This is a genomic window from Pseudomonas sp. GNP014 (assembly GCF_054344005.1).
On sequence record NZ_JBTGUS010000001.1, the window covers coordinates 4483969 to 4501059 of the forward strand.

Sequence of the window (17091 nt, forward strand, 5' to 3'; positions counted from 1 at the left end):
GCCATGCACGATCTCGAACTGACTGAAGAACAAGTAATGATCCGCGACATGGCCCGGGACTTTGCCCGTGGCGAGATCGCGCCTCACGCGCAGGCCTGGGAAAAGGCTGGCTGGATTGATGACGCGCTGGTGGCGAAGATGGGTGAGCTGGGTTTGCTCGGCATGGTCGTACCTGAAGAATGGGGCGGCACTTACGTCGATTACGTGGCCTACGCCCTGGCCGTGGAAGAGATTTCCGCAGGCGACGGCGCGACCGGCGCCTTCATGAGCATCCACAACTCGGTGGGCTGTGGGCCGGTCATGAATTACGGCAGCGAAGCGCAGAAAAACACCTGGCTGGCCGACCTCGCCAGCGGTCAGGTGATTGGCTGTTTCTGCCTGACCGAACCACAGGCCGGCTCCGAAGCGCACAACCTGCGCACCCGCGCCGAACTGCGCGACGGCCAGTGGGTGATCAACGGCGCCAAGCAATTTGTCAGCAACGGCAAACGGGCGAAACTGGCAATCGTGTTTGCGGTGACCGATCCGGACTTGGGCAAGAAAGGCATTTCGGCGTTCCTCGTACCCACCGATACCCCCGGTTTCATTGTTGATCGCACCGAACACAAAATGGGCATCCGTGCCTCCGACACCTGTGCGGTGACGCTCAACAGCTGCAGCATTCCCGAGGCCAATCTGCTCGGCGAGCGCGGCAAGGGCCTGGCGATTGCCTTGTCCAACCTTGAGGGCGGCCGCATTGGCATCGCGGCTCAGGCGCTCGGCATTGCTCGCGCCGCGTTCGAAGCGGCGCTGGTGTATTCCCGCGATCGCATCCAGTTCGGCAAACCGATCAACGAACACCAGAGCATTGCCAACCTGCTGGCCGACATGCAGATGCAAATCAACGCCGCGCGCTTGATGATTTTGCATGCGGCGCGACTGCGGACGGCGGGCAAGCCGTGCTTGTCGGAGGCATCGCAGGCCAAGCTGTTCGCGTCGGAGATGGCCGAGAAGGTCTGCTCCTCGGCGATTCAGATTCATGGCGGGTATGGGTATCTGGAGGACTATCCGGTGGAGAAGTACTACCGCGATGCACGGATTACCCAGATTTATGAAGGTTCGAGCGAGATTCAGCGGATGGTGATTGCGCGGGAGCTGAAGAACTACCAGCTCTAAAAGCATCACGAGCAGGCTCACTCCTACAGGGTCTTCGGATGTACACAGAACCTGTGTCAACCGCAATTCCACTGTAGGAGCGAGCCTGCTCGCGATGAGGTCAGCTCAAAGGTTGCATTATTTGCCCTGAAACTCCGGCGCCCGCTTGGCCACAAACGCCGCCATCCCTTCCTTCTGATCCTGCGTGGCAAACGCCGCATGGAACACTCGGCGCTCGAAGCGCACGCCTTCGGTCAGGTTGACCTCAAAGGCACGGTTGACGCTTTCCTTGACCATCATCGCAATCGGCAGCGACTTGCCGGCAATCACCGCGGCGACCTTCAGCGCTTCGTCGAGCAACTCATCACTCGGCACGATCCGTGCGACGATGCCGCAACGCTCGGCTTCCACCGCGTCGATCATGCGCCCGCTCAAGCACATTTCCATGGCCTTGGCCTTGCCCACGGCACGGGTCAGGCGCTGGGTGCCGCCCATACCCGGAAGCACGCCGAGGTTGATTTCCGGCTGACCGAATCTGGCGTTGTCACCGGCCAGGATGAAGTCGCACATCAGCGCCAATTCGCAGCCGCCACCGAGGGCGAAGCCGTTGACTGCCGCAATGATCGGCTTGCGACGGTTGGCGACGCGATCGCTGTCGCTGAACAGATCATCCATGTAGATCTGCGGGTAAGTCAGCTCGGCCATTTCTTTGATATCGGCACCGGCGGCGAAGGCTTTTTTCGAACCGGTGATAACGATGCAGCCGATGTTCGCATCCGCTTCCAGGCCATCGAGGGCGTGATTCACTTCGCTGACCAGTTGCGCATTCAGTGCATTCAGCGCCTGGGGGCGGTTCAGGGTGATCAGGCCAACACGGTCGTGGACTTCCAGCAGAATCGTTTCGTAGCTCATATAAAACTCCTGAATGCTTGCACTGCAGGAACTGCCTGCGGCAGCTCCTGCAGAGGGTGGATTTAAAGGTTTCGAGAGATGACCATGCGCTGAATGTCGCTGGTGCCTTCGTAGATCTGGCAGACGCGCACGTCGCGGTAGATGCGCTCCAGCGGGAAGTCGTTGAGGTAACCGTAACCGCCCAGCGTCTGCAACGCCATTGAGCAGACCTTCTCGGCCATTTCCGAGGCGAACAGTTTCGCCATCGAGGCCTCGACCAGTGCTGGCTGGCCGCTGTCACGCAGGGCGGCGGCGTAATGCACCATTTGCCGGGCGACGGCGATCTGCGTGGCCATGTCGGCCAAGCGGAAGGCAACGGCTTGGTGTTCGATGATCGGCTTGCCAAAGGTGTCGCGTTCACGGGCGTAATCGCGCGCCGCTTCGAACGCGGCACGGGCCATGCCCACCGCTTGCGAAGCGATGCCAACGCGCCCGCCTTCAAGGTTGGCCAGGGCAATCTTGTAGCCCTCTCCCTCTTCGCCCAAACGGTTGGCCACCGGCACCTTCACGTCTTCGAAAAGAATCTGGCAGGTGTCGGACGCGTGCTGGCCGAGCTTGTCTTCGACCCGGGCGACTTTATAGCCCGGCGAATCGGTAGGCACGATAAACGCGCTGATTCCGCGTTTGCCGGCGCTCGGGTCGGTCACCGCAAACACGATCACGATCCCGGCGTTCTGCCCGGAGGTGATGAACTGTTTGCAGCCGTTGAGCACATAGTGATCGCCCTCCAGCCGTGCGCGGGTTTTCAGGCTGCTGGCGTCGGAGCCGGCCTGCGGCTCGGTCAAGGCGAAAGCGCCGAGCATGGCGCCGCTGGCCAGAGGCTTGAGGAAACGTTCACGCTGGTCATCGTTGCCGAACTTGAGGATCGGCACGCACCCCACCGAGTTGTGCACGCTCATGATGGTCGAGCAGGCGCCGTCGCCGGCAGCGATTTCTTCCAGGGCCATGGCGTAAGCCAGGTAACCGGTGTCACAGCCGCCCCACTGCTCCGGCACGAGCATGCCGAAAAAGCCCAGCCCGGCCATTTCGCCGATGGCTTCCTTGGGGAAACGGTGCTCGCGATCCCACTCGGCGGCGAACGGTTTCAGGCGTTCCTCGGCAAACTGCCGGGCCATGTCGCGGATCTGGGTTTGGTCTTCGTTGGGAATCATGGTGAATCCTTAATCAGGGTTGCAACACAGAACCCTGTGGGAGCGGGCTTGCCCGCGATGACGGAGTGTCATGTGGCCGATACGTTCACTGACACGGCCCCATCGCGGGCAAGCCCGCTCCCACAGAGACGAGTGTCAACTTCAATAGACGCATTCCAGCGCCATGGCCGTGGCTTCACCACCGCCGATGCAGATCGCCGCAATCCCGCGCTTCAAGCCTTTCTGGCGCAGGGCCGAGAGCAAGGTCACCAGAATCCGCGCGCCCGAGGCGCCAATCGGGTGGCCCAGCGCGCAGGCGCCGCCATGCACGTTGAGTTTGTCGTGGGGGATTTCCAGATGGGTCATCGCCGCCATCGCCACCACGGCGAACGCTTCGTTGATTTCAAACAGATCGACCTGATCCAGCGCCCAATCGGTCTTCTTCACCAGCTTCTTGATCGCACCGATCGGCGCCACCGGGAACAGGCCCGGGGTGTCGGCAAACGCCGCATGGCCGTGAATTACCGCCAGCGGCTTGAGGCCAAGCTTCTGCGCTTGCGACTGGCGCATCAGCACCAGAGCCGCAGCGCCGTCAGAGATCGAGCTGGAGTTCGCTGCCGTCACCGTGCCGCCTTCGCGGAACGCCGGTTTCAGCGAGGCAACCTTGTCCAGTTTGGCTTTCGGCGGCTGCTCGTCGTTGCTGATCAGCACCTGCTCTTTACCGACAGTCACCGTCAGCGGCACGATCTCGTCCTTGAAGCTGCCGTCCTTGATCGCCTGCTGGGCGCGGGTAGTCGAGGCAATGGCAAAGGCGTCCTGCGCTTCACGGCTGAAGTCGTTGGTTTCGGCGCAATCTTCGGCGAAGGTGCCCATCAGGCGGCCCTTGTCGTAGGCGTCTTCGAGGCCGTCGAGGAACATCGAATCCAGCACCCGGCCATGGCCCATGCGATAACCGGCGCGAGCACGGTCCAGCAGGTATGGCGAGTTGGACATGCTTTCCATGCCGCCGGCGATCACCACGTCGGCGCTGCCGGCCAGCAACATGTCGTGAGCCAGAATGGTGGTTTCCATGCCGGAGCCGCACATCTTGTTGACTGTGGTGCAGCGGGTGGATTTGTCCAGCCCGGCACCGAGTGCTGCCTGACGTGCCGGCGCCTGGCCGAGGCCAGCCGGCAACACGCAACCGAACAGCACCTCGTCGACCGCGTCGCTGGCAACTCCGGCGCGTTCAATGGCGGCTTTGATCGCCGCAGCACCGAGTTGCGGGGCGCTGAGGCTTTTCAGTTCGCCCTGGAAACCGCCCATCGGCGTGCGGACGGCGCTGACGATAACAATCGGATCATTGGAAATAGTCATGACAAATCCTCCTTACTTGGCGGCCATGCGCAAGGCGCCGTCGAGACGGATCACCTCACCGTTGAGCATGCTGTTTTCGATGATATGCCGAACCAGCGCAGCGTACTCCGCCGGTTTGCCCAGGCGTGGCGGGAATGGCACGCCGGCAGCGAGGGAGTCGCGGACTTCCGGGGTCATGCCGGCCATCATCGGCGTTTCGAAAATGCCCGGGGCGATGGTCATCACGCGGATGCCGAAGCGCGCCAGTTCACGGGCGGCCGGCAGGGTCAGGCTGGCAATCGCGCCTTTGGAGGCGGAATACGCGGCCTGGCCGATCTGGCCGTCGAACGCGGCCACCGAAGCGGTGTTGATGATCACCCCGCGTTCGCCGTCGGCATTCGCGTCGCTTTCGGCGATAGCCGCCGCGGCCAGACGCAGCATGTTGAAGCTGCCGATCAGGTTGACGTTGATCACCTGGGCAAAACTGGACAGCGCATGCGGGCCGTTCTTGCCGAGGATCTTCTCGCCCCGGACGATGCCGGCGCAGTTGACCAGACCATTGAGACTGCCAAAGGCTTTGACCGTCGCCTGCACCGCTGCTTCGGCAGCGGCCTCGTTGCTGATGTCGGCGACCACGCTTTGCGCGCCGAGGCGCTGGGCCTGGGCGGCAACGGCTTCGGCGTTCATGTCCACCAGCATCACTTTGGCGCCGGCGTTGACCAGCAATTCAGCAGTGGCGGCACCCAGGCCGGACGCGCCGCCGGTGACGATAAAAACCTTGTTCTCGATCTGCATGACTGACTTCCTGATTCAAGCTGAAACGTTGTGCGCCGCGGCCTCTTGAGCCTTGGCGATTTCCTGGTTGCGCAAGATAAAGCGCTGCAATTTGCCGCTTGGGGTTTTCGGCAATTCGCTGACAAATTCGATTTCACGCGGGTATGAATGCGCGGCCAGACGCTTGCGCACGTGTTGCCGCAGCTCTTCGGCCAGCGCCGGTTCGGCGCGGTATTGCGGGTTGAGCACGACGAAGGCCTTGACCAGTTCGGTGCGCTCCGGATCCGGCTTGCCGACCACCGCCGCTTCGACCACCGCCGGGTGCTCGATCAGCGCACTTTCGACATCGAACGGACCGACGCGATAACCGGATGTGGTGATTACGTCATCGCTGCGGCCGACGAAGCTGATGCTGCCGTCCGGGTTCCACTCCACAGTGTCGCCGCTGAGGTAGTAGTTGCCGACGAAGGCCTTGGTCGGCACGCCTTCATAGCCGGCGAACCAGCACATCGGCGATTGCGGACGGTCGATGGCAAGAATCCCCGGCTGGCCGACGCCAAGTTCGTTGCAGTGCTCGTCGAGCACCACGATGCGATGGCCCGGCGAGGCGAAACCGGCGGCACCGAGGTGGATCGGGTGCTCCAGGCCGTGGTGGTTGCACAGGACCATGCCCAGTTCGGTCTGGCCGTAATGGTCGTGAATGACTACGCCGAGGTTGTCGGCGAACCAGCGGATCACTTCCGGGTTCAGCGGCTCGCCGGCGCTGCTGACGATGCGCAGCTTGCCCTTGATCGACTTGGCGAATTCGTTGCCGCCGGCGATCAGCAGACGATAGGCCGTCGGCGAACCGGTGAGGTTGGTGATGTTGTACTTGTTGATCACCCGGCAGGTGCTTTCGAGAGTGAACGGGCCATCATAGAAGGTGATCGGATGCCCCATGGCCATCGGGCCGGTGACGCCGAAATAGATGCCATAGGCCCAGCCCGGATCGGCGACATTCCAGAATGAGTCTTCAGGACGCAAATCCACCGCGTCGCGGGTGTAGCTCTGGAACGCGACGATCGCCTTGAGCGGCACTGATAGCGCTTTCGACGGGCCGGTAGTGCCCGAGGTGAACATCAGCAGGAACGGCTCCTCGCCCGTCAGCAATACCGGCTCACAGACGTTGGAATAGTTGGCCAGTTCGGCCCAGAAACTGAAGTCGCCACGGACAATGCCCTGGCCCTTGGCGCCGCCAACGGTGACCACAGTCGGGCAATCGCCGACTTCGGCGAGTTTCGGCCGGTTGGTCGCATCGGTGACCACCACTTTGGCGCCGGAGCTGTTCAGGCGATGTTCGATGGCCTTGGGGCCGAACGCGGTGAACAGCGGCTGATACACCGCACCGATACGCCAGGTGGCGAACACGGTGATCAGCAGTTCGATATTGCGCGGCAGCAGGCCGGCAACCTTGTCGCCCTTCTGCACGCCCTGGGCCAGAAGGAAATTGGCGAACCGTGCGGCTTTGTCCTGCAGGTCACTGAAGGTGTAGGTCGCACTGGCGCCGTCGCGGCCCTCCCAGAACAACGCGATGCGCCCCGGCAAGGCGTGACGGTCGCAACATTCGACGCAGGCGTTGAGCGCCTCCAGCGAACCGCTGAGCGCAGCGTCCACGGTGTGCTGATAGTTGAACTGTTCGGTGGCAGACAAGTAATCGCGCATTGCCAGAATCCCTCGGTGTTTTTATTAGGTTGGGAACCGTAAACAACACAGGGATAGTCGCGCTGCGGCGCGGAGGCGGCAATGGTCAAAGCCATCAAGTTGGCTGACTGGTTTGGCCAAGGATCAAAGTATGTGTTGCCTTGACCGGCCCTATGGCTGGCAAGCCAGCTCCCACAGGGTTAGCGCAAAACCTGTGGGAGCTGGCTTGCCAGCGATGAGGTCAGAGCGATCAATGCCTGTGCAGGATCAGAGCGCTTCGTTCAGGATCAAGGTGCGGTAATGCCCCGGATTCGACCCCGACCACTTGCGAAACGCCTTGTAGAACGAACTCGCATCGGCAAACCCCAGCCGCGTGGCGATCTCGACAAAACTGATCGACGGCTCCGCCAGCCAGGTGATCGCCAGTTCCTTGCGCACGCTGTCCTTCAGGCCCTGATAAGTCTGGCCTTCTTCCGACAAGCGTCGGCGCAGGGTCGAGGCGGACATGCACAGTTGCTGCGCCAGGGCCTCGGTTTCCGGCCAGTGTTCGGCGGGCAACTGCCGCAGATTGTGCTTGATCCGGCTGGCAAGGCTCTCCGGGTCGCGATACTTCACCAGGATGTTTGCTGGCGCATGGGCCAGAAAGCGTTTCAGTTCCTCGGCTGTACGCTTGATCGGCAGGTCGAGGCAATCGGCGGCGAAGATCATCCGCGTGCGCGGACGCTCGAACCGCAGGTTTTCCGAGAACATCACCCGGTAGTCATCGCAAAAGTCCGGTTCGGCGCAACGCAGTTCGATCGCCAGAATCGGAATCCGCCGCCCGGCCAGCCAGCAGGCCACGCCGTGGACGATCATCCAGTAGGTGAAATAGGTGAAGGCGCGGCGCGGTTCGGGGTCGTCTTCGAGCAGCACCACTTCCGCCAGGCTTTGCTGATGCACAAGTTGCGCCGGCATTTTTTCCAGCATCAACGAGAGAAAACTCAGGCCCATGCCCAGGCCGGCGGCCAGGGTCGGTTGGGCCATGGCGCTGCGACAGAGGAACTCGAGGCTGCCGGACTTGAGCGGGCGCGGGTCCATGCCGAAGAACTCGTCATCGCCACGCCGGGCCAGCAAGCGCCAGAGTTTTGCGTATTGCGCAGCGGGTACCCGGCCTTCTGCGCTTTGCAGCACGGCCGAGTCGATACCGACCTTGTTCAAGACATCTTCCGTGGCCACGCCCGGGGCACAACTTTGCAGCAGCGCTTCACGCACCAGTTGCACGGCGATGGTGTCTTTTTCCGACATGGAGCGAGGCAAGCCTTGTTGTTTTCGAGGGACGGGCATCTTAACCCAAACACGACTCAGATCCCCTGTGGGAGCGAGCTTGCTCGCGAAAGCGTTGGGTGAGTCACAGAGATGTCGACCGGTCAGCCGCCTTCGCGAGCAAGCTCGCTCCCACAGGGATTTGTGCGTGGCAAAAAACAGGTTGTTCAGCTTGCGTTCAGGTTTATGTCAATCATTGTCATGTGAGAATGGTTGTCATTATGTTACAACTTGTAACCTCTTCGAATGACTTAGTGGACACCGAATGCTCGTTCCCTTTCTGATCATGCTGCGTGAAGGCATCGAAGCCGCGCTGATCGTTGGCATCATCGCCAGCTACCTGCAACAAACCGGTCGTGGCCAGTGGATGCCCGCCGTATGGATCGGCGTATTCCTCGCCGCCGCCCTCGCCCTGCTGGTGGGCGGTGGTCTGGAACTGGTCAGTGCCGAGTTCCCGCAAAAGCAGCAGGAACTGTTCGAAGGCGTAGTCGGGCTGGTGGCCGTGGGCATTCTCAGTTCGATGGTGTTCTGGATGCGCAAGGTCGCGCGCTCAATCAAGCATTCGCTGCAAGCCTCGCTGGACCAAGCGCTGACGTCTTCAAGGCACCAGGTGATCGCACTGATCGCCATGGTGTTCTTTGCCGTGGCCCGTGAAGGCCTGGAAACCGTGTTTTTCCTGCTCGCCGTGTTCCAGCAGAGCGAAGGCCCGGGCGCGCCGATCGGCGCCCTGCTCGGGTTGATTTTAGCCATCGTCGTCGGTTTCCTGATCTACAGCGGCAGCATGCGCCTGAACCTGTCGGCGTTCTTCAAGTGGACCGGGCTGTTCATCCTCGTGGTCGCCGCCGGCATCCTCGCCAACTCGGTACAGGCGCTGCATGAAGCCGGCGTATGGAACCACCTGCAGACCGTGCTCTTCGACTTCAGCGCGACGCTGCCGATGGATGGCCCGCTGGGCTCGGTGCTGGCCGGCATGTTCGGTTATCAGGATGCGCCGACCGTCAGCACCCTCGGCGCGTACCTGATCTATCTGCTGGTGGCACTGGTGATGTTTTTCCTGCCCGCCGCGCCCTCCGGCACCCAGTCAGCCGGCAAATCGTCTTCCGTTTCCAGCCAATAAGGGCACCCATGTCAAAGCCTAATACTCCTCAGGCCTCGCCTCCCCGCGCCTTGCGCTGGGCGGTGGCCGGTTCGGTGGTCGTGATGATCGCTGCCGGAGGCCTGTTCTACTACGCCTCGAAAATGGCCGCGGCCAAGCGTCAGCACAACCATGACGAAGTGGTGGTCAACATCAACGCCCGCAGCTGCGATCCGAACGAGCTGAGCGTACCGGCCGGCCGTGCCAGTTTCCGCATCGTCAACCGCTCCGACCGGGCGGTGGAATGGGAAATCCTCGACGGCGTGCTGGTGATCGAAGAGCGCGAGAACATCGCGCCGGGCCTGAGCCAGGTGATCAACGCCAACCTGCAACCCGGCGACTACGCCATCACTTGCGGGCTGTTGAGCAACCCGCGCGGCGTGCTGCACGTAACGCCAACCGCCGCATCGGATGCCGCCGCCAAAGCCAGACCGTCGATGGTGGCTTTCGTGGGGCCGCTGTCGGAGTTTCGCGTGTATCTGGCCAGCCAAAGCAGTGCGCTGATCAAAGCCGTCACGGCGCTGAATCAGGCGATCGCCAGCGGCGACCTGAGTCAGGCGCAGGCGTTGTACCTGCCAGCCCGTGCCGCCTATCAGCGTCTGGCACCGGCGGCGCAACGCCTGGCCGAACTGGACAACAGCATCAACGCCCGCGCCGATTATTTCGAAAAACGCGAGCAGGACCCGGCCTTCGTCGGCTTCCACCGCGTGGAATACGCCCTGTTCCAGCAACGCAGCCTCGACGGATTGAACCCGGTGGCCGAGCGTCTGCTGGGCGACGTCAGCACCCTCAAACAACAACTGCTGGCCCAGTCACTGCTGCCGGAGCAGTTGGTCAACATCGTGGTGCGCAACCTCAACACCTTGGCTGACGTGCGCGCCGCCAGCGGTGAAGAGGAACGCTACAGCCACGGCGATCTCAACGGCTTCGCCAGCAACCTGGAAACCGCACACAAAGTGGCCGAGCTGCTGCGGCCGATGCTGACGAAATCGGCGCCGGATCTGCTGCCGAAAATTGATGCCGCGCTGAGCGATTTCGACACCGTACTGAGCAGCTTCAAGGTCAAGGACGGCTACGCCACTTACGACACCGTCAGCGGCGAACAACGTAAACAGATCGCCGACAAGGCCAGGGCACTTGCCCACGCCCTGGATGGCATTGATCCCGCCCTCGGCCTCTCCGGCCTGTAAGCAGAAGACGAATACCGATGAAAGATTTGCAAAACCTCGATCTGCAACGTCGCCGCCTCCTGATGGGCATGGGTGTCGCCGGTGTCGCACTGGCCGGTTCGGCCCTGAGTTGCCCCGCCATGGCTGCGGCGCCGGCGCAAGTCACCGAAGCGCCGAGCAGCGACAAGACCGAAGACCGTCACGATTTCCATGGTGTGCACCAGACCGGCATCGTCACCCCGCGTCCGGCGTCCGGCATGTTCGTTTCCTTTGACGTATTGGCCAGCGATCGCGAAGACCTCGAGCGGCTGTTCCGCACCCTCAACGAACGCATCGCGTTCCTGATGACGGGCGGCCCGGTGGCGCAGATCGACCCGAAACTGCCGCCGCCGGATTCCGGCATCCTCGGCCCGGTCGTGACCCCGGACAACCTGACCATCACCGTGTCGGTAGGTGACTCGCTGTTCGATGAGCGCTTTGGTCTGGCCGCCGCCAAACCCAAGCGCCTGCAACGCATGGTCGGTTTCCCCAACGATGCGCTGGAGGCCGATTGCTGCCACGGCGACTTGGGCCTGCAGTTCTGCTCGAACACCGCCGACACTAACATTCACGCGCTGCGCGACATCGTCAAGAACCTGCCGGATCTGTTGCTGGTGCGCTGGAAGCAGGAAGGCAGCGTGCCGCCGCAAGCCCCGGCCAAACCGGGAGTGCCTGCCCAATCGGCGCGCAACTTCCTCGGTTTTCGCGACGGCTCGGCCAACCCCGATTCCAACGACGCCAAGGCGATGGACACGATTGTCTGGGTGCAACCAGGCAGCGATGAACCCGCCTGGGCGGCGCATGGCAGCTATCAAGCAGTGCGGATCATCCGCAACTTCGTCGAACGCTGGGACCGCACGCCGCTGCAAGAACAGGAAAGCATCATCGGCCGGGTCAAGACCACGGGCGCACCGATGGGCGCCCGGCACGAAACCGAGGTCCCGGATTACAGCAAAGACCCGGAAGGCAAGCTGACCAAGCTCGACGCGCACATTCGCCTGGCCAACCCGCGCACCGCCGCGAGCCAGGCCAACCTGATCCTGCGCCGGCCGTTCAACTACTCCAACGGCGTGAACAAGAACGGCCAGCTCGACATGGGCCTGCTGTTCATCTGCTACCAGGCCGACCTGGAAAAAGGCTTCATCACCGTACAGACCCGGCTCAACGGCGAACCGCTGGAGGAATACCTCAAACCGGTCGGCGGCGGTTACTTCTTCACCCTGCCGGGTGTCACCGGCGACAAGGACTTCATCGGTCGCTCGCTGCTCAACGCCACCCAACCCAAAACAGCTGCCTAACCATAAAAAACCTCGGAGCCGCTCCATGAAAAAGTCGCCACTCGCGTTACTGCTGACCCTCGGTTTGCTCAACACCCCACTGTCGGCGTTCGCCGCGACCGCGCCGCTGGATCTGGTCGGCCCGGTGTCGGACTACAAGATCTACGTCACCGAGCAGCTGGATGAGCTGGGCAGCCACACCAGACAATTCACCGATGCGGTGAAGAAAGGCGATCTGGCCACCGCGCAAAAGCTCTACGCGCCGACCCGCGTCTACTACGAGTCGATCGAACCGATTGCCGAGCTGTTCAGCGACCTCGATGCGTCCATCGACTCCCGGGTCGACGACCACGAAAAAGGCGTCAAGGCCGAAGACTTCACCGGTTTCCATCGCCTCGAATACTCGCTGTTCTCGGAGAAGAGCACCGAAGGTCTGAGCGCCCTGGCGGACAAACTGGACAGTGATGTGAAAGACCTGCAAACCCGCGTCGCCGGCCTGACCTTCCCGCCGGAAAAAGTCGTCGGTGGTGCCGCCGCGCTGCTCGAAGAAGTCGCCGCGACCAAGATCTCCGGTGAAGAAGACCGCTACAGCCACACCGACCTGTACGACTTCCAGGGCAACATCGACGGTGCGAAGAAAATCGTCGACCTGTTCCGTCCGCAGATCGAGAAACAGGACAAGGCGTTTGTCGCCAAAGTCGACAAGAATTTTGCCACCGTGGACAAGATCCTCGCCAAATACAAGACCAGGGACGGTGGTTTCGAGACGTATGACAAAGTCAAAGACAACGACCGCAAGGCGCTGGTTGGCCCGGTCAATACCTTGGCGGAAGACCTTTCCACGTTGCGTGGCAAGCTGGGTCTGAACTGATTTGATGTGGAGGCTTTCAGGGCCCCATCGCGAGCAGGCTCACTCCTCCAGTTGGAATGCATTCCCCTGTAGAAGTGAGCCTGCTCGCGATAGCGGTTTCAACCGCCCTGAATAACCTGAAGGTTTACAAAATCCGGTAGAGCAACCGCTCGATCCGCACCCTGCTCACCCGCTTCAAAAACTTCGCCACCGCCGCCGGGTACTCCGGCAAGGTCTCCAGGTTCTGGAAGCTGGCAATTCGCGTGGTGTTGCGGAAAATCTCCTCCAGTTCCTTCGCCCGTGGTGCCAGCCATTCGCCTTGCGGGTCATCAATCAGCAGCGCATTTTCCAGGTCGAGACGGAACGCCCGTGGATTGAGGTTGTTGCCGGTCAGCAAGGTATAACGCTGATCGATCCACATGCCCTTGAGGTGATAGGTGTTGTCGCCATCCCGCCACAGGTGCAGGTTCAACTGGCCGCTGTCGATGTTGCGCTGATGCCGCTTGGCAAAGCGGCGCAAGCTGATCTCGTACAGATACGGCAGCGCCGCGATCACCTTGAACGGTTCGCTTGGCGGGATGTAGAAGTCATTGGCGGTTTTGTCGCCGACCACAATGTCGATCTTCACGCCACGGGCCAACGCACGGTTGATCTCGCGAATCACTCCCAGCGGCAGGTTGAAGTACGGCGTACAGATCGTCAGTTGCTGTTGCGCGCTGGCGATCAACTCGAGGATCGCCCGGTTCAGCGGGTTGTTCTTGCCCACGCCGAGTAACGGACTCACCGACAGACCGGTGTGCGCCGTGCTGCCGGCTGCAGTGTCGTAAGTCGCGTATTTGAGCCGGCTGCGCAGGTCGCCTATGTCGTTGCGCAGGCTGCGGGTGGTCGGCAGGTTCGGCAGGTCGAGGCGATGCACAGCCTTGGATTCGATCAGGCCATGCTTGACCAGGTGATGCATCGAGTCCGCCAGTTCGCGGCTGTGCAGCACATGGTAACGGTCGAACCGGTACTTTTCGAACTTGTGCAGGTAGACGTTGTTCAGGCTCGCGCCGCTGTAGACCACGCAATCGTCGATGACAAAGCCCTTCAGATGCAGGACGCCGAACAGCTCGCGGGTTTGCACCGGCACGCCGTAGACCGGCACTTCGCTCTGGTGCGTGCGGGTCATTTCCTGATACCACGCCGAATTCCCCGGCTGTTTGCCCGCGCCGATCAGGCCACGCTGAGCCCGCAGCCAGTCGACCACCACGGCAATTTCAAGCTCTGGGCGCTTGAGTTTGGCGGCGTGCAAGGCATCGAGAATTTCCTGACCGGCCTCGTCCTGTTGCAGATACAACGCGACGATGTAGATGCGCCGGGTCGCCGTGGCGATTTTCTCCAGCAGGCTACGACGAAACTCGGCGGCGCCGGACAGAATGGTCACGGCCTCGGCGGTCAGCGGGAAGCTGCGCAGTTTGGGCAGCAGAGAGCGTTTGAAAAGCAACGGCATAGGGCTCGCAATGGGTCGAATCCGAAGAACCCGAGAGCTTACACCATCACTCGGTTCGGGTCTCGTAAGTGTCTGTAATGAAGCCTTCGCGAGCGAGCTCGCTCCTGCATTTGAAATGCAATCCTCTGTGGGAGCGAGCCTGTTCGCGAAAGCGATCAAAAAACAACACTTGACCAAGGAGAACGATCGTTCTACTGTTGGCCGCATGAACGAAATCACAGACACCTCGACCCGCGACATCATTCTGGATGTCACCGAAAAGCTGATCTACAAGAGTGGCATCGCTGCCACCGGGATGGATCTGCTGGTGAAAACCGCCGGCGTCTCCAGAAAAAGCATCTACCGCTACTTCGCCAACAAGGAGGAGCTGACCGTCGCCGCTTTGCAACGCCGCGATGTGCGCTGGATGCATTGGTACCGAAATGCTGTCGATCAGGCCGAAACCCCGGCCAAGCGCCTGATCAACCTGTTTACCGTACTCAAGGGCTGGTTCGCCTCGGAAGGCTTCCGTGGCTGTGCCTTTATCAATACCAGTGGCGAGACCGGTGATCCTCAGGACCCGGTGCGCCAGGTCGCCAAAGACCACAAACAGAAGCTGCTCGACTACCTGTGCGAGCTGTGTACCGAACATGGCGCCGAAGATCCGCAATTGCTGGCCAGACAATTGCTGATCCTGATTGACGGTGCCATTACCGTAGCGCTTGTGATGGGTGATCACAGTGCCGCTGATAATGCGCAATGCATGGCGCGTAAGTTATTGGACCTGTAACGCCTTAAATAAGCCGGACACGTTGTTTAACTATTAATGAGATCGGGAGACTGAACATGTCTACTGCAGCCCAGGTACGTCCGCCATTACCCCCCTTCAACCGTGAATCGGCGATTGAAAAAGTTCGCCTGGCCGAGGATGGCTGGAACTCCCGCGACCCGGAAAGAGTGTCGCTGGCCTACACCCTCGACACGAAATGGCGCAACCGCGCCGAATTCGCCAACAACCGCGAAGAAGCCAAAGCCTTCCTGACCCGCAAATGGGCCAAGGAACTGGACTATCGCCTGATCAAGGAGCTCTGGGCCTACTCGGACACCCGCATCGCTGTGCGCTACGCCTACGAATGGCATGACGACTCCGGCAACTGGTTCCGCTCTTATGGCAATGAAAACTGGGAGTTCGATGAGCATGGCCTGATGTTCCAGCGTTATGCCTGCATCAACGACATGCCGATCAAGGAAAGCGAACGCAAGTTCCACTGGCCGCTGGGCCGACGCCCGGATGATCATCCGGGGCTGTCAGACCTCGGTCTGTAAGTTCACGCAGATCCAATTGCAGGAGTGAGCCTGCTCGCGACAGCGTCTGAACACTCAACCTGAATGTTGACTGACACGCCGCCATCGCGAGCAGGCTCACGCCTCCAGGAGATTTGTTGGATTCAGGCGATGGCGGCCGTCTTTTCGGCCTCAAGCTCGCGCACTAGCGGCAACACCCGTCTGCCGAAATACTCCACCTCCTCCTGAAAGTGCAGAAACCCCGCCAGCACCAGATCCACGCCCACCGCTTTCAACGCCACAATCCGCTCGGCAATCTGCAACGGCGTGCCGATCAGGTTGGTCTTGAAGCCGTCGTTGTATTGCACCAGGTCCTCAAAGGTCGACTTCGCCCAGTTGCCCTCACCTTCCGGCGAGGCCCTGCCCGCCTGCTTTGCGGCGTCACCAAAGGCATTCACCGCTTCCGGATCGGCCTGATCAATGATCTGCGCCAGCACGGCCCGCGCCTCTGCTTCGGTGTCACGTGCAATGACGAAGGCATTGACGCCGATCTTCACCGAGTGATTATTCGCCGCGGCTTTGCCGCGAATGTCATCGACCTGGGCCTTGATCCCTTCGACACTGTTGCCGTTGGTGAAATACCAGTCCGACACCCGCGCCGCCATGTCGCGCGCTGCCCGTGAACTGCCGCCCTGGAAGATCTCCGGACGCCCCAGCGGTTTCGGTTTGAGGCTGTAATGGTCAAACCGGTAGAAGTCGCCACGGAAGGTAAAGTTGTCCTCACTCCAGATCCCGCGCAGCGAACGGATAAATTCCTCGGAACGCCGATAGCGCTCGTCGTGTTCCAGCCAGTGCTCGCCAATCGCTTGAAACTCGCCCTTGAACCAGCCACTGACGATGTTCACGGCAATACGGCCGTTGGTGAGCTGGTCGATAGTCGCCAGCTGTTTCGCCGCCAGGGCCGGTTGCCACGGCCCCGGCAGAATGGCCGCGATCACCTTGAGTGTGTGGGTGGCGGCCAGCAGCGCGTGACTGAACGCCACCGATTCATGCTGGAACTCAGCGCCATAGCCGGCGGTGAAGCGAATCTGTGTCAGCGCATACTCAAAACCTGCCGCCTCGGCAAGTTGCGCCAGTTTGCGGTTGTAGTCGATGCCCCAGTCGGTGCGCTGCTCGATCTTGCTGACCACCAGCCCGCCACTGACGTTCGGTACCCAGTAGGCGAATTTCACCGCGTGCTTGCTCATTGGCGTGTCCTCGGGACATTGGGAAGGTCAAGGTGTCAGAGCAGCAAGCGTGCCAGCGTGCAAATGCCCGTTTTTATTGGGCTTGAGACTGATGGAGTTGCATGGTTGGAGGGTGATTTGTTGTCGCGGTGTTGGTTGGGCAACAGTTCAATAGCCTGTGGCTGTTCAGCCCTCATCGCTGGCAAGCCAGCTCCCACAGGGATCTCTAGCGCACACACATATGGCGGACATGCCGAAACCTGACGGAGCTGGCTTGCCAGCGATCGGGCCTTATGGGTCGCCGCAACAACTGGAAATGAGTAACATGTCAGCCCTT

15 protein-coding genes are annotated in these 17091 nt (G+C 61.2%); 7 read left to right on the forward strand and 8 right to left on the reverse strand.

The genetic code is table 11. From position 1 onward, the window contains the following. Positions 1-3: 3 nt before the first annotated feature. Entirely contained in the window at positions 4-1155 is a 1152-nt protein-coding gene (locus tag ACXX9E_RS20150; protein WP_123468888.1) for an acyl-CoA dehydrogenase family protein, read from the forward strand. Positions 1156-1272: 117 nt separating this feature from the next. Here the strand turns inward: ACXX9E_RS20150 and ACXX9E_RS20155 are convergent, their stop codons facing one another. The 6 genes from ACXX9E_RS20155 to ACXX9E_RS20180 all read right to left on the reverse strand — a co-directional run bounded on the left by ACXX9E_RS20155 (position 1273) and on the right by ACXX9E_RS20180 (position 8288). Continuing rightward, positions 1273-2046, reverse strand: a complete 774-nt coding sequence (locus ACXX9E_RS20155) for an enoyl-CoA hydratase (protein WP_123468890.1) — start codon at positions 2044-2046, stop codon at positions 1273-1275. Positions 2047-2108: 62 nt separating this feature from the next. Next, the gene (locus tag ACXX9E_RS20160; RefSeq protein ID WP_123468892.1) at positions 2109-3236 is read right to left on the reverse strand and encodes an acyl-CoA dehydrogenase; all 1128 of its coding nucleotides are present in this window, start codon (positions 3234-3236) and stop codon (positions 2109-2111) included. A gap of 141 nt (positions 3237-3377) precedes the next feature. Beyond that, positions 3378-4571 carry an acetyl-CoA C-acyltransferase gene (locus ACXX9E_RS20165; RefSeq protein ID WP_458556055.1) on the reverse strand — a complete coding sequence of 398 codons (1194 nt, stop codon included), beginning with the start codon at positions 4569-4571 and terminating at the stop codon, positions 3378-3380. 12 nt (positions 4572-4583) lie between these two features. After that, positions 4584-5345: an SDR family NAD(P)-dependent oxidoreductase gene (locus ACXX9E_RS20170; RefSeq protein ID WP_108562077.1), complete on the reverse strand. Its 762-nt coding sequence runs from the start codon at positions 5343-5345 to the stop codon at positions 4584-4586. 15 nt (positions 5346-5360) lie between these two features. Continuing rightward, positions 5361-7025 carry an AMP-binding protein gene (locus tag ACXX9E_RS20175; RefSeq protein ID WP_267794658.1) on the reverse strand — a complete coding sequence of 555 codons (1665 nt, stop codon included), beginning with the start codon at positions 7023-7025 and terminating at the stop codon, positions 5361-5363. Between the two features lie 246 nt (positions 7026-7271). Next, a complete protein-coding gene (locus ACXX9E_RS20180) occupies positions 7272-8288 on the reverse strand; it encodes an AraC family transcriptional regulator (RefSeq protein WP_267794657.1) in 1017 nt (338 codons plus the stop codon). 283 nt (positions 8289-8571) lie between these two features. Here ACXX9E_RS20180 and efeU point away from each other — a divergent pair, with 283 nt between their 5' ends. From efeU to efeO (ACXX9E_RS20200), 4 genes are read left to right on the forward strand one after another with little or no spacing between them, the layout of a single operon-like run. Further along, complete coding sequence (gene efeU / locus ACXX9E_RS20185) at positions 8572-9423, forward strand: iron uptake transporter permease EfeU (RefSeq protein WP_123468900.1); 852 nt, start codon at positions 8572-8574, stop codon at positions 9421-9423. Between the two features lie 8 nt (positions 9424-9431). After that, complete coding sequence (gene efeO / locus ACXX9E_RS20190) at positions 9432-10631, forward strand: iron uptake system protein EfeO (protein ID WP_458556056.1); 1200 nt, start codon at positions 9432-9434, stop codon at positions 10629-10631. 17 nt (positions 10632-10648) lie between these two features. Continuing rightward, complete coding sequence (efeB, locus tag ACXX9E_RS20195) at positions 10649-11947, forward strand: iron uptake transporter deferrochelatase/peroxidase subunit (RefSeq protein ID WP_123468902.1); 1299 nt, start codon at positions 10649-10651, stop codon at positions 11945-11947. A gap of 25 nt (positions 11948-11972) precedes the next feature. Next, entirely contained in the window at positions 11973-12797 is an 825-nt protein-coding gene (gene efeO / locus ACXX9E_RS20200) for an iron uptake system protein EfeO (RefSeq protein WP_222832856.1), read from the forward strand. 124 nt (positions 12798-12921) lie between these two features. Here efeO (ACXX9E_RS20200) and pssA read toward each other — a convergent pair whose 3' ends face one another. Beyond that, on the reverse strand, positions 12922-14265 hold the full coding sequence (pssA, locus tag ACXX9E_RS20205; protein WP_128614593.1) for a CDP-diacylglycerol--serine O-phosphatidyltransferase: 1344 nt from the start codon (positions 14263-14265) through the stop codon (positions 12922-12924). Between the two features lie 205 nt (positions 14266-14470). Here pssA and ACXX9E_RS20210 point away from each other — a divergent pair, with 205 nt between their 5' ends. Then, positions 14471-15034 carry a TetR/AcrR family transcriptional regulator gene (locus ACXX9E_RS20210; RefSeq protein ID WP_128614592.1) on the forward strand — a complete coding sequence of 188 codons (564 nt, stop codon included), beginning with the start codon at positions 14471-14473 and terminating at the stop codon, positions 15032-15034. Between the two features lie 56 nt (positions 15035-15090). Then, positions 15091-15570 (forward strand): nuclear transport factor 2 family protein, encoded by a 480-nt coding sequence (locus tag ACXX9E_RS20215; RefSeq protein ID WP_123468908.1) that lies wholly within the window; start codon positions 15091-15093, stop codon positions 15568-15570. 122 nt (positions 15571-15692) lie between these two features. Here the strand turns inward: ACXX9E_RS20215 and sfnG are convergent, their stop codons facing one another. Then, complete coding sequence (gene sfnG / locus ACXX9E_RS20220) at positions 15693-16775, reverse strand: dimethylsulfone monooxygenase SfnG (protein ID WP_222832855.1); 1083 nt, start codon at positions 16773-16775, stop codon at positions 15693-15695. Positions 16776-17091: the final 316 nt, after the last annotated feature.